General features: G+C 72.7%; 5 protein-coding genes and 1 pseudogene. 4 read left to right on the top strand and 2 right to left on the bottom strand.

All coding sequences use genetic code 11. From position 1 onward, the window contains the following. Nucleotides 1–533, top strand: a pseudogene (locus tag ABTY56_RS22760) (hypothetical protein); the annotation flags it as partial. 101 nt (nucleotides 534–634) lie between these two features. On the opposite strand, the gene ABTY56_RS22755 reads toward ABTY56_RS22760, so the two are convergent. Beyond that, nucleotides 635–1387 (bottom strand): class E sortase, encoded by a 753-nt coding sequence (locus ABTY56_RS22755; protein ID WP_350630819.1) that lies wholly within the window; start codon nucleotides 1385–1387, stop codon nucleotides 635–637. Between the two features lie 224 nt (nucleotides 1388–1611). Here ABTY56_RS22755 and ABTY56_RS22750 point away from each other — a divergent pair, with 224 nt between their 5' ends. Continuing rightward, nucleotides 1612–4650, top strand: a complete 3039-nt coding sequence (locus ABTY56_RS22750; RefSeq protein WP_350630884.1) for a bifunctional [glutamine synthetase] adenylyltransferase/[glutamine synthetase]-adenylyl-L-tyrosine phosphorylase — start codon at nucleotides 1612–1614, stop codon at nucleotides 4648–4650. A 56-nt stretch (nucleotides 4651–4706) separates the two neighbouring features. On the opposite strand, the gene ABTY56_RS22745 is transcribed toward ABTY56_RS22750, so the two are convergent. Beyond that, nucleotides 4707–5675, bottom strand: a complete 969-nt coding sequence (locus ABTY56_RS22745) for a phosphatase PAP2 family protein (protein ID WP_350630818.1) — start codon at nucleotides 5673–5675, stop codon at nucleotides 4707–4709. Nucleotides 5676–5992: 317 nt separating this feature from the next. On the opposite strand from ABTY56_RS22745, the gene pulA reads away from it, so the two are divergent. Further along, nucleotides 5993–11497 (top strand): pullulanase-type alpha-1,6-glucosidase, encoded by a 5505-nt coding sequence (gene pulA, locus ABTY56_RS22740; RefSeq protein WP_350630817.1) that lies wholly within the window; start codon nucleotides 5993–5995, stop codon nucleotides 11495–11497. A gap of 554 nt (nucleotides 11498–12051) precedes the next feature. Further along, on the top strand, nucleotides 12052–14105 hold a 2054-nt coding region (locus ABTY56_RS22735; protein ID WP_350630816.1), incomplete at its 3' end, for a M4 family metallopeptidase.

Here is a 14105-nt window from a genome sequence, read left to right as displayed (position 1 = left end):
TCGGCGGTCACGAGGGCCACGGCGAGCACGGCGGTCAGGACCAGGGGCAGGGCCAGAAGGGCGAGCAGAACCAGGCCCAGGGGCAGGAGCAGGCGCAGGGTCAGGCCCAGCACGGTCAGCAGGACCAGAAGGTCGACCTCACCGTCGTCGTCCAGAACGTCGTCACCAACAACCTCGACAACAGCGCGAACAACAGCGCTGCCAGCACGTCGAACAACAGCTCCACCAGCAACTCGAACAACTCTGCGCACCAGTCGGCCGCGCAGACCAACAACCTGGCCAACCACCAGAGCCAGAGCAATCACCAGGCCGCGCAGAACGTGAACAAGGCCAAGTTCGTCTCGCAGGAGCGGCCGCACAAGCCGGCCCCCCAGGGCGGGTACCACGGCGGGGGCGAGCAGCACGCGGCCGGGCATCACCACCACGGCGAGCTGGCCCACACGGGGAGCCAGACGCCGCTGTTGGCCGCTCTCTCGGCGGCGTTCCTCCTGGCGGGCGCGGCCGCCATGCGGATCAGCCGACGGCGTGCATGACGGGGCAGCGAGTGACCGACGGGCGGTGCGCCGACAGCGCACCGCCCGTCGGTCGTGTGTCCGTCCCCGTTCCCTCCCGTCCCCGTTCCCTCCCGGCCCCGTCAGCGCAGCTCTGGGGGCGGCGTACGGCCCGGATCCATCGCCTGTTCCCCGACCAGGCTGCCCCAGACGGCCATCCGGTAGAGCGACGTGTAGACGGGCGTGCAGGTCGTCAGGGTGATGTAGCGGCCCGGCCCGGTGTACGGGGAGCCGGTGGGCACCGGGGCGATGACACCGGTGTCGTCCGCGGAGGTCTCCGGCAGCGTGGCGTCGACCCGGTAGACGTACCAGCGGTCGCGGGTCTCCACGACCAGCGGGTCGCCCGGCTTCAGCCGGTCCAGGTCGTGGAACTTCGCGCCGTGCCCGTCGCGGTGGGCGGCGAGGGCGAAGTTGCCCTGCGCGTCCCAGGGCATGGCCGAGCGGTAGGGCGCCGTGTAGACGCCGGCGACGCCGTCCGCGAGGGTGTCCTCGTCGGTACCGATCTCGATCAGCACCTCGTAACCGGCACCCAGTGCCGGCACGTGGAGGAAGCCGATGCCTCCGCCCGGGTCGAACGGGGGCGGCGCGGTGGCTGCGGCGTCGGTCGCCGGGGACGGGGGAGCCGCCGGGGCCGCCGTCGACCAGGCCTGGCGGAGCTGCTCGGCCGCGAGGCCGGAGTGCCGGGCGGCCGTGAGGTTCGTCCACCACAGCGAGTAGGCGAGCAGCAGGGCGAGCAGGACGCCGATGGTGAACAGCAGGTCGCCGAGCGCGCCGAGCGCGACCCGCAGGGGGTGTCGGCGAGGCGCTCGTTCCTCGGCCGGGTGCTCGATTGCCATGGTTCGTCCCTTCGGCCGCCGCGCCGGCCGCCGCCGGGGGCGTCCGGGCTGGTCATGCGCGTACTCCACCGCGCCCGCGAGTCGGCGGGCAAGCCGACACGCCACGCCGTCGCCCGGGTCCGTGCGCCGGGCGGGCCGGTGACCGGGCGGGCCCGGTCCGTGGGCCGTCCGGCGGCGGGCCGCGCGGGCGCGTAACCTGCTGGAGCGGACGGATGGAGGGGCCGATGGCGGTGGAGGAGCAGCGGGCCGGGAGCCGGGTCAGCAGGCCGGAGAACCGGCTGGTCCGGCGCGGGTTCGGCGACCCGGCGCGGGCGGTGCGGCTGTTGGAGGGCCCCGGCCTGGAGGGCCTGGCCGACGACCCGGTGCTGCTGGACGCGCTCGGCGCGACCGCCGACCCCGACCTCGCGCTGCTCGGCCTGGCCCGGCTGATGGAGGCCGCCGACGAGGCCGACCGGCACACCCTGCGCGACACCCTCACCACCTCCCTGCCGCTGCGCGACCGGCTGCTCGGCGTGCTCGGCGTCTCCACCGCGCTCGGCGACCACCTGGCCCGGCACCCGCACGACTGGCACGTGCTGGTCACCTTCGAGCTGCGCGACATGCACCCCGGCCCGGAGGACTTCCTCCGCGCGCTCGCCGAGGGCGTCCGGGCCGCGGACGTCCGCGGCGGCGACCGCAGCCCGGCGGACGCGCTGCGGATCGCCTACCGCCGCTGCCTGCTCGCCATCGCCGCCCGTGACCTCACCGGCACCACCGACCTCGCCCGGACCGCCGCCGAACTCGCCGACCTGGCCGGCGCCACCCTGCAGACCGCCCTGGAGCTCGCCGCGGAGCAGGACCCGGAGGCCGCCGCGGCCTGCCGGCTCGCGGTGATCGGCATGGGCAAGTGCGGCGGCCGGGAGCTCAACTACGTCTCGGACGTGGACGTCATCTTCGTCGCAGAGCCGCGTGAGGGCGTGGCGGAGCCCGAGGCGGTCAAGGCCGCCACCCGGCTCGCCGCCGCCCTCACCCGGCTCTGCGCGGACACCACCGGCGAGGGCACCATCTGGCCGGTGGACGCCAACCTGCGCCCCGAGGGCCGCAACGGCCCGCTGGTCCGCACCCTGGCCAGCCACCTCGCCTACTACCAGCGCTGGGCCAAGACCTGGGAGTTCCAGGCGCTGCTCAAGGCCCGGCCGGTGGCCGGCGACGCCGACCTCGGCGCCGCGTACGTCGAGGCGCTCGCCCCGCTGGTCTGGCAGGCCGCCGCCCGGGACAACTTCGTCACCGACGTGCAGCAGATGCGCCGCCGGGTGATCGACTCCATCCCGGCCACCGAACTGGACCGCCAGCTCAAGCTGGGCCCGGGCGGGCTGCGCGACGTCGAGTTCTCCGTCCAGCTGCTCCAGCTGGTGCACGGCCGCACCGACCCGGCGCTGCGCAGCGGCAACACCCTGGAGGCGCTGGCCGCCCTCTCCCGGGGCGGGTACGTCGGCCGGGCGGACGCCGCCTCGCTGGACACCGCGTACCGCTTCCTGCGCTCGCTTGAGCACCGGATCCAGCTGTACCGGCTGCGCCGCACCCACCTGATGCCCACCGGGGCCGAGGACCTGCGCCGCCTGGCCCGCTCGCTGGCCGCGCTGATCAACGACGACACCCGCGCCGACCCGGTGGCCGCGCTGCACCGGGAGTGGAAGCGGCACGCGGTTGAGGTCCGGCGGCTGCACGAGAAGCTGTTCTACCAGCCGCTGCTCGACGCCGTGGCCGAGCTGCCGCCGGGCGCCGCCGGGCTGACCCCGGACGCCGCGCGGGCCCGGCTGGAGGCGCTCGGCTACGCGGACCCGGCGGCCGCGCTGCGGCACATCAGCGCGCTGGCCTCCGGGGTGAGCCGCAAGGCGGCGATCCAGCGAACCCTGCTGCCGGTGCTGCTCGGCTGGTTCGCCGACTCGGCCGACCCGGACGCCGGGCTGCTCAACTTCCGCCAGGTCTCCGACGCGCTCGGCCGTACGCCCTGGTACCTGCGGCTGCTGCGGGACGAGAGCGCCGCCGCCGAACAGCTGGCCCGGGTGCTGTCGGCCGGCCGGCTCGCCCCCGACCTGCTGCTGCGCGCCCCCGAGGCGGTGGCCATGCTGGGCGATCCGCAGGGCCTGGAACCGCGCGGGCGGGCGGCGCTGCAGTCGGAGATACTGGCCGCCGTCGGCCGGGCCGGGTCCACCACGGCCGCCGTGGCCTCCGCCCGTTCGGTGCGCCGCCGGGAGCTGTTCCGCACGTCCGCCGCCGACGTCCTCGGCCGGCTCGGGGAGGACCCCGCCGAGGCGCTGGACGCCGCGGGGGAGGCGCTCACCGCGCTCAACGCCGCCACCCTGCAGGGCGCGTTGCGGGCCTGTGTCGCCGGCTGGGAGGCCGAGCACGGGGACCTGCCGACCCGGATCTCGGTGGTCGCGATGGGCCGCTTCGGCGGCCACGAGCTGGGCTACGGCTCGGACGCGGACGTGCTCTTCGTCCACGAGCCGCTGCTCGGCTCGCTGGAGGAGGAGGCCGCCCGGGCCGCCCAGGCGGTCTGCCACGAGCTGCGCACCCAGTTGGGCGCGCCGTCCACCGAGCCGCCGCTGCTGGTCGACGCCGACCTGCGGCCGGAGGGGCGCAGCGGTCCGCTGGTGCGCTCGCTCGCCTCGTACGCGGCGTACTACCGGCGCTGGTCGCACGCCTGGGAGAGCCAGGCGCTGCTGCGGGCCGAGCCGGTGGCCGGGGACGAGGAGCTGGGCACGCGGTTCCGGCAGCTGATCGACCCGCTGCGCTACCCGGGCAACGGGGTGCCGGAGCGGGACCTGGTGGAGATCCGCCGGATCAAGGCCCGGATCGAGGCCGAGCGGCTGCCGCGCGGGGCCGACCCGACCACCCACACCAAGATCGGGCGGGGCGGGCTGGCGGACGTGGAGTGGACGGTGCAGCTGCTCCAGCTGCAGCACGGGCACGAGCTGCCGGCCCTGCGCACCACCCGGACCAGGGCGGCCCTGGCGGCCGCGGTCGCGGGCGGGCTGGTGGATCCGGCGGACGCCGAGGTGCTGGAAGCGGCCTGGGTGCTGGCCTCCCGGGTGCGGGCGGCGGTGATGCTGGTGCGCGGCCGGCCCGGGGACAGCTTCCCGGGGGAGGCCAGGGAGCTGGCCGGGGTGGCCCGCTACCTCGGGTACGGCGCGGGGCACAGCGGGGAGCTGCTGGACGACTACCGGCGGGCCACCCGGCGGGCCCGGGCGGTGGTGGACCGGCTGTTCTACGGGCTCTGAGCTGCCCGGGTACGCGGAAGGGGCCCCGTGCGGGGCCCCTTCGTCGTCTGTCGTCGCTACCGGCGCGCGGTGCTGACCGCGGGCTCGCTCCACTGCTCGGGGACGGTGACCGGCTGGTCCGCCGCCGTCTCCCGGGCGGGCACCTGCGGCAGCTTGTAGACCCACTCGTGGTAGAGCCAGCGGGCGGCGAGGAAGCCGACGGCCAGGCAGATCTCGCCGCCGACGGCGTCCATCCAGAAGTGGTTGGCGGTCGAGACGATGACCAGCAGGGTGGCGGCCGGGTACATCAGGCCGAGCGCCCTGACCCACTTCCGGCGGGCCAGGAAGAAGATCGCCAGGCCGCACCACATCGACCAGCCGATGTGCATCGAGGGCATCGCGGCGTACATGTTGGAGACGTGCGCGGCGGGACCGGAGGCGAACGAGCCCCAGGTGCCGTGGGTCTTCACGGTGTCGATGAAGCCGCCGTCGGTCATCAGCCGGGGCGGGGCCAGCGGGAAGGAGTAGAAGCCGACCAGGGCGATCAGGGTGGTGACGAACAGCACCGTGCGGGCCGCGACGTACCGACCGGGGTGGCTGCGGTAGAGCCAGACCAGGACGCCGATCGTGATGATGAAGTGCAGCGTCGCGTAGTAGTAGTTCATCCCGGTGATGAGCCACCCGACGCCGTCCACCGCGTGGTTGACCGAGCGCTCGACGGCGATGCCGAGGTGCTGCTCCAGCTCCCAGATCCAGCGCGCGTGCTTCTGGGCTATCGCTTCCTGCTCCGGGACCGCGTTGCGGACGATCGAGTAGATCCAGTAGCTGATCCCGATCAGGGCCAGCTCGAACCAGATCCGCGGCCGGGCCGGCGAACGGCGCTGCTCGCGGAAACGATTGCGCAGGGCTGCGGGACGGGACTGGACGGCACGGGTGGCTCCATCGGGCAGGCGACCGGCGTCGGCCGTCGCTGCTTCGGAACCGCCACCGTCGGCCGTGTCGGCGCGCCCGGCGTCGCCTCGCTGGATCTCGGTCGGTTCCCCCATGGACGAGAAGTCTGCCAGACCGCTCGTAGCCGCCTGCTCATCCTCTGGAAGTGGATTCTTCACCGGCTGTCCCCCTTGAGGGCTAGGGGCCGGCTCCCACCGGGGTCGGGGGTGCGCGGGGTTCTGGTGCTAACCGGTGGGACGGACATACGTCCCATTGTCACGCCCGTCGCTCCGGGGGAGTAATCGGGGTGGCCGGAGGCGGCCGGCGACCTGGATTTTCCCGGCACGAAACCGTTTCTGCATCTTGCTGAAACATATTGCAGGCCGCTAGCTTCCTGGGAAATCGATCGCCCCTTCCCCTAAGGGAGCCCTCAGTGGCCGATGCCCCGCTCCGTCCCCGACGGAGCAGATCCCCCCGCAGGACGGGCCGCACGGCCGTCCTGCTGGCCGCCGCGCTGACCGCCGCCACCCTCGGCAGCGCCCCCGCAGCCCTCGGCGCCGCCCCGCCCGCCCCGCCCTCGGACGCCGCGCTCGCCGCCACCGCCGGGCGGCACGACCTCACCCGCGAGCAGTTCTACTTCGTCCTGCCCGACCGCTTCGCCGACGGCGACCCGGCGAACGACACCGGCGGCATCACCGGCGGGCGGCTCGACAACGGCTTCGACCCCGCCGACAAGGGCTTCTACCACGGCGGCGACCTGGCCGGCCTGATCCGGAAGCTCGACTACATCCAGGACCTCGGCACCACCGCGATCTGGATGGCGCCGATCTTCAAGAACAAGCCGGTGCAGGGCAGCGGAGCGGACACTTCGGCCGGCTACCACGGCTACTGGATCACCGACTTCACCCAGGTCGACCCGCACTTCGGCACCAACGACCAGCTCAAGGAGCTGATAGCCAAGGCGCACGCCCGCGGCATCAAGGTCTTCTTCGACGTCATCACCAACCACACCGCCGACGTCATCGACGACGCCGAGCAGCAGCACGGCTACCGCTCGGTGGGCGCCTACCCGACGCTCGACGCGGACGGGAACCCGGTGGACGAGACCGCCCTCGCCGACGCCGGAGCGCCCTGGCCGCGGATCACCAAGGACTCGTTCCCCTACACCCCGGTGTTCCGCAACCCCGGCGACGCGAACGCCAAGACCCCGTCCTGGCTCAACGACCCCTCGCTCTACCACAACCGCGGCGACTCGACCTTCGTCGGCGAGTCCGCCACCGAGGGCGACTTCAGCGGGCTGGACGACCTCGACACCCAGAACCCCCGGGTGGTGAAGGGCTTCGAGAAGGTCTACCAGCAGTGGGTCAAGGACGCCGGCGTGGACGGCTTCCGGATCGACACCGTCAAGCACGTCGACATGGCGTTCTGGCAGCAGTGGGCGCCCGCGCTCAAGGACTTCGCCGCCAAGCAGGGCAACAAGAAGTTCTTCATGTTCGGCGAGGTCTACTCCGGCGACCCGGCGATCACCTCGCCGTACGTCACCAAGGGCAAGCTGCAGGCCACCCTGGACTTCCCGTTCCAGGGCGCAGCCCGCTCGTACGTCTCCCAGGGCGGCTCGGCGAAGGCCCTCGCCGACGTCTACGGCCAGGACTACCGGTACACCGGCGCCGACACCGACGCCTACGAGCTGCCGACCTTCCTCGGCAACCACGACATGGGCCGCTTCGGCTCCTTCCTGCTCGCCGACAACCCGGGCGCCGACGACGCGACCCTGCTGAGGAAGGACCGGCTCGGCTACGAGCTGCAGTTCCTCACCCGCGGCCAGCCCGTCGTCTACTACGGCGACGAACAGGGCTTCACCGGCGCGGGCGGCGACAAGGACGCCCGGCAGGACCTGTTCGCCTCGAAGACGCCCTCCTACAACAGCGACCGCGTGCTCGGCGGCGCCTCCGGCCCGGCCGACCGGTACGGGCAGGGCGGCGAGCTCTACCAGGGCATCGCGGGGCTGGCCAAGCTGCGCCGCGACAACCCGGCGCTCGCCGACGGCGCCCAGATCGAGCGGTACGCCGCCGACGGCGCGGGCGTCTGCGCCTTCTCCCGGATCGACGCGGGGCAGCAGGTCGAGTACCTGGTGGCGGTCAACAACGCCGCCGAGGCGAAGACCGTCACGCTGGACACCTTCTCGGCGGGGATGGGCTTCGACCGGATCCACCCGGCGGCGGGGGAGCGCGTCACCAGCGGCGCGGACCGCAAGGTCACCGTCACCGTGCCGGCGCTCTCCTCCGTGGTGCTCAAGGCGGCCGGCAAGCTCGCCGCCGCCGGTGCCGCACCGCAGATCTCGGTGCAGCCGCCCGCGGACGGCGCCACCGGCCTCGTCACGGTCGGCGCGAAGGTCGACGGCGGCGGCTTCGACCGGGTGAGCTTCGCCGCGCAGATCGGCAACGGGCCCTGGCAGACGCTGGGCACCGCCGACACCGGGAAGTACGCCGTCACCCAGGACCTGGGCGCCGTCGCCCCCGGCACGGTCGTGCGCTACAAGGCCGTCGTGCAGGACTCCGGCGGCCACCTGCGCTCCGCCACCGCGAGCTTCACCACCGGCACCCCCGCGCCCAAGCCGGTGCCCACCGCCGGCGCCCGCCCGTACGCCGTCGTCCACTACAACCGGCCGGACGGCGACTACGACGGCTGGAACCTCTACGCCTGGGGCGACCTCGCCGACGGCGAGGGCACCCAGTGGCCCGCCGGGCACGCCTTCACCGGGCGGGACGCGTACGGCGCCTTCGCGTACGTGCGGCTCAAGCCGGGCGCCTCGGACGTCGGGTTCATCGTGGAGAAGAACGGCGTCAAGGACGTGGACGCCGACCGCCACATCGACATCGGCAGCACCGGCGAGGTGTGGCTGCAGCAGGGCGACCCGGCGGTGCGCACCGCGAACCCCGGCCCGACGAACACGCAGCCCGCGAACACCGCCGTCATCCACTACAACCGGGCCGACGGCGACTACGACGGCTGGGGCCTGCACGACTGGACCGGCGCCGCCACCCCCACCGACTGGGGCAAGCCGCTGATGCCGGCCCGCCGCGACACCTTCGGCGCCGTCTTCGAGGTGCCGCTGGCCCCCGGCGCGACCAGCCTCAGCTACATCCTGCACAAGGGCAACGACAAGGACCTGCCCGCCGACCAGTCGCTGGACCTCACGGTCAACGGCAAGGAGGTCTGGATCCTCGGCGGCCGCGAGGGCTACCTGCTGCCGCAGACCCCGGCCGCCTCCTCGCAGGTGGACCTCACCGGCGCCAAGGCGCAGTGGATCGACGCGAAGACCGTCGTCGTCCCGGCGAACTACGGCGCGGGCGACGACGCCCTGGCCGGCGGCACCAGCGCCCAGCTGGTGTACGACCCGGCGGGCGCCATCAAGGCCGACAAGGGCGTGCTGACCAAGCCCGGCCAGTGGCTGCGGCTCACCCCGGTCAAGGGCGGGCTGACCGACGCGCAGAAGGCGAAGTACCCGCACCTGGCGGGCTACCGGGCCTTCACCGTGGACGCCCGGGACACCGCCCGGGTGCCGGCCGCGCTGCGCGGCCAGCTGCTGTTCACCGAACACCTGCCCAGCGGCGCCGTCCTGGCCGCCACCGGGGTCCAGACCCCGGGCGTGCTGGACGACCTGTACGCCGGGCGGACCGGCAAGGTCGACTTCGGCCCGGCCTACTACGGCGGCAAGGTGGCGCTGTCCCTGTGGGCGCCGACCGCGCAGGAGGTCTCCGTCCAGGTCTTCGACAGCGCCACTGGGGGCACCCCGAAGACGCTGCCGCTGAAGCTCGACGACGAGACCGGAGTCTGGGAAGTCGTCCGCGACAAGGGCGAGTTGGACGGCAAGTACTACCTGTACCAGGTGAAGGTCTGGGCGCCCTCGGTGCAGCAGGTGGTCACCGACACCGTCACCGACCCGTACTCGGTGGCGCTGTCGACCGACTCCCGGCGCAGCCTGGTCGCCGACCTCGACGCCAAGGAGCTCAAGCCCGCGGGCTGGGACGACCACGCCCGCCCGCAGGCCGTCCCGCCCGCGCAGCAGCAGATCCAGGAACTGCACGTCCGGGACTTCTCGGTGGACGACCCCACCGTCCCGGCCGCCGAGCGCGGCACCTACCTGGCGTTCACCGAGTCGCAGTCGGCCGGCATGCAGCACCTGCGGGAGCTGGCCAAGGCCGGGGTGACCACGATCCACCTGCTGCCGACCTTCGACATCGCCACCATCCGGGAGAACCGGGCCGACCAGAAGCTGCCCGCCTGCGACCTCAAGTCCCTCCCGGCGGACGGCCCGAAGCAGCAGGAGTGCGTGGCGGCCGTCGCCGCCGACGACGCCTACAACTGGGGCTACGACCCGCTGCACTACAACGTGCCGGAGGGCTCGTACGCGACGGACCCCGGGGGCACGGCCCGTACCGTGCAGTTCCGGCAGATGGTGCAGGCGATGCACGCGGCCGGGCTGCGGGTGGTGCTCGACGTGGTGTACAACCACACCGCCGCCGCCGGACAGGCCGAGCACTCGGTGCTGGACCGGGTCGTCCCCGGCTACTACCAGCGGCTGGACGCCAACGGCAAGGTGACGACGGACAGTTGCTGCGCCGACACCGCGCCCGAGCACGCCATGATGAACCGGCTGGTGGTCGACTCCGTGACCCTGTGGGCCCGCGAGTACAAGGTGGACGGCTTCCGCTTCGACCTGATGGGCCTGGATCCCAAGTCCACCATGCTGGACGTGCAGGCCGCGCTGCGGAAGATGACGCCGGACTCGGACGGCGTGGACGGGAAGAACGTCTTCCTGTACGGCGAGGGCTGGAACTTCGGCGCCGTCGCGAACAACGCCAGGTTCGAGCAGGCCACCCAGGCCAACATGGCCGGCACCGGCATCGCCACCTTCGACGACCGGATCCGCGACGCCGCGCGGGGCGGCAACTTCATGCTCGACTCGGCGCCCCAGCAGGGCTTCGCCTCGGGCCTGTTCACCGACCCCAACGGCTCGCCCGCGAACGGCAGCCCGGACGAGCAGAAGGCCCGACTGCTGCACCAGATGGACCAGTTGAAGGTGGGGCTGGCCGGCAACCTGGCCGGGTACTCCTTCACCGACAGTTCCGGGAAGGCCGTCACCGGCGCCCAGGTCGACTACAACGGCTCCCCGACCGGGTACGCGGCCAAGCCGGGTGAGGCGGTGGAGTACGTGGACGCCCACGACAACACCGACCTCTTCGACGCGCTCGCCTACAAGCTGCCCACCGGCACCGCGCCCGCCGACCGGGCCCGGATGCAGGCGCTCGGGCTGTCGCTCACCGCGCTCACCCAGGGCGCCGGCTTCGCCCAGGCCGGCAGCGACCTGCTGCGCTCCAAGTCGCTCGACTCCAACTCCTACGACTCGGGCGACTGGTTCAACGCGATCCACTGGGGGGCCGGGGACGGCAACGGCTGGGGCCGCGGCCTGCCGCCGGCGGCCGACAACAAGGGCATGTGGCCGACCGCGCAGTCCCTGCTGGCGAACCCGAAGCTGACCGTCGGCGCGGCCGACATCCGGGCGACCTCGGCGCAGTACCAGGAGTTCCTGCGGATCAAGCAGTCCTCGCCGCTGTTCTCCCTGCCCACCCTGGCTGCCGTTCAGCAGCGGCTCTCGTACCCGCTCTCCGGCACCGCCGGCGAGACGCCCGGCGTGATCACCCTGCACCTGGACGGCACCGGGCTTGCCGGGGCCGAGAAGGGCATCACGGTGGTCTTCAACGCCACGCCCACCGCGCAGGCACAGACCGTGGCTGCCCTGCGGGGGACGAGCCAGGCGCTGCACCCCGCCCAGGCGGGCGGCGCGGACCAGGTGGTGAAGCAGTCCGGCTTCGACGCCGCGACCGGCACCTTCACCGTGCCGGGCCGCACCGTGGCGGTGTTCGTCCAACACTGATCCGTACACCCGCCGACTGCCGGGCCCCGCACCGCCGTTGAGGCGGAGCGGGGCCCGGTTCCGTTCCGGCCACAGAATGGCCGGAAACCTCTACTGGCACGGCCGGAACTGTGACGTGCCGCGCCCGTTCGGCGCTGCGCGGCGCCCGGCGGCACGGCCGGTGCTTCCGACTGCTGGTCAGTGACCGCGGGTAGTGATCGAACTTTGTCCGGAGCATGAAAACCGTGTTCACGAGTTCGCAATGGGGTAGCACAACTGACGAACCGCCATGCATACGGTTTCGGTAATGAACCGGCCAATCAGTGGCATGCATCTGTCATTGGCGGCCGGTTTGCTGCCACGATTCCCCCGGCTGCAGACGAGGGGGCCCCACCCCCCGGTGCAGCCGTTCCAGCCATGGTGCAGCGCGTTCCGACCCTGCAACGGGTTGTGTGCACCGCAACCCGCTACCGCACCCCCGTCGCACCCGGCGGGGGCCCCCACTGCGCCGCAACCCCGCGGCCCAGGTTTCTCTCCACCGGCGCGACCCAGCTCCGGTCGGAAAAGGAGTCCGCATGTCCCGTTACGCTCACGCCCGGAAGGCGGCGGTCGTCCTGGCCGCGTCCACCGCGCTGCTGGTCACCGGCATACCGGTCATCGCCCAGGCGGCCACCCCGGACGCGCCGGCCGCGGTCGCCGCCCAGCAGTCCACCCGGGCCGCGCTGATCGCCTCGGCGAACCAGCAGACCGCCTCCCTCGCCCAGGCCCTCGGCCTGAGCGGCCAGGAGAAGCTGGTCACCAAGGACGTCGTCCAGGACGCCAACGGCGGTCGCCACCTGCGTTACGAGCGCACCTACGCCGGACTCCCCGTCCTCGGCGGCGACCTGATCGTCCACCAGGACGCGAACGGTGCCACCAAGAGCGTGACCAAGGCCAGCGAGGCCAGCCTCGCCGGCGTCGAGACCACCCCGGCCCTGGCCGCGCCGAAGGCCCAGGCCGCCGCGCTGGCCGTCGAGGCGGGCTCCGTCGACACCGCCCCGCGCCTGGTGGTGTGGGCCGCGGACGGCACCCCGAAGCTCGCCTGGGAGACGGTCATCGCCGGCCGCGAGTCCGACGGCACCCCGAGCAAGCTGCACGTGGTCACCGACGCCAAGACCGGTGACGTGCTCAGCAAGGCCGACGGCATCATGCGCGGCACCGGCACCGGCGTCTTCGTCGGCAACGTGCCGCTGACCACCACCCAGAGCGGCTCGACCTACTCCCTCAAGGACGCCAGCCGCGGTGGCCAGTACAGCACGGACATGAAGAACGGCACCTCCGGCAACGGCACCCTGTTCTCCAAGTCCTCGGACACCTGGGGCAACGGCCAGGCCAGCAACCGCGAGTCGGCCGCCGTGGACGCCCAGTTCGGCGCCGCCGCCACCTGGGACTTCTACAAGAACACCTTCGGCCGCAACGGCATCCGCAACGACGGCGTCGGCGCCATGAGCCGCGTCCACTACGACACCGGCTACGTCAACGCGTTCTGGGACGACAGCTGCTTCTGCATGACGTACGGCGACGGCTCGGGCGACACCCACCCGCTGACCGAGCTGGACGTCGCGGGCCACGAGATGAGCCACGGCGTCACCGCGGCCACCGCCAACCTGAACTACTCGGGCGAGTCCGGCGGCCTCAACGAGGCCACCTCGGACATCTTCGGCAACATGGTCGAGTTCTACGCCAACCTGCCCGCCGACAACCCGGACTACCTGGTCGGCGAGCTGATCGACATCAACGGCAACGGCACGCCGCTGCGCTACATGGACAAGCCCTCCAAGGACGGCACCTCGGCCGACTCCTGGTACTCCGGCGTCGGCAACCTGGACGTGCACTACTCGTCCGGTGTCGCCAACCACTTCTTCTACCTGCTGGCCGAGGGCAGCGGCGCCAAGGTGATCAACGGCGTCAGCTACAACAGCCCGACGGTCAACAACATCACCGTCACCGGCATCGGCCGGGACAAGGCGCAGCAGGTCTGGTACAAGGCGCTGACCGCGTACATGACCTCCACCACCAACTACGCGGCCGCCCGTACCGCGACCCTGAGCGCGGCCACCGACCTGTACGGCGCGAACAGCGCCGAGTACAACGCGGTCGCCACCGCCTGGGCCGCCGTCAACGTCGGCGGGCTGCCCAACCCGGGCGGCGTCACCGTCACCAACCCGGGCAACCAGTCGACCGCCGTCGGCACCGCGGTCAACCTGGCCATCAAGGCCTCGGGCGGCACCGCTCCGCTGTCGTACTCGGCGACCGGTCTGCCGGCCGGCCTGGCGATCAACGCCTCCACCGGCGCGATCACCGGCACCCCGACCGCGGCGGGCACCTCCAACGTCACCGTGACGGTGAAGGACTCGGCCGCCAAGTCCGGCACCACGAGCTTCACCTGGACCGTCACCAGCGGTGGCGGCGGTGGCTGCACCCCGGCGCAGCTGCTGGGCAACGCGGGCTTCGAGACCGGTTCGGCCTCGCCGTGGACGGCGACCTCCGGTGTCGTCGACAACAGCTCCAGCCAGGCCGCGCACGGCGGTTCGTGGAAGGCGTGGATGAACGGCTACGGCTCCACCCACACCGACACGCTGTCCCAGAC

The organism is Kitasatospora sp. NPDC097691 (assembly GCF_040302665.1).
Classification (GTDB): Bacteria; Actinomycetota; Actinomycetes; order Streptomycetales; family Streptomycetaceae; genus Kitasatospora.
Note: the sequence above shows the minus strand (reverse complement) of the source record. Positions and strands in the feature narration are given on the sequence as shown.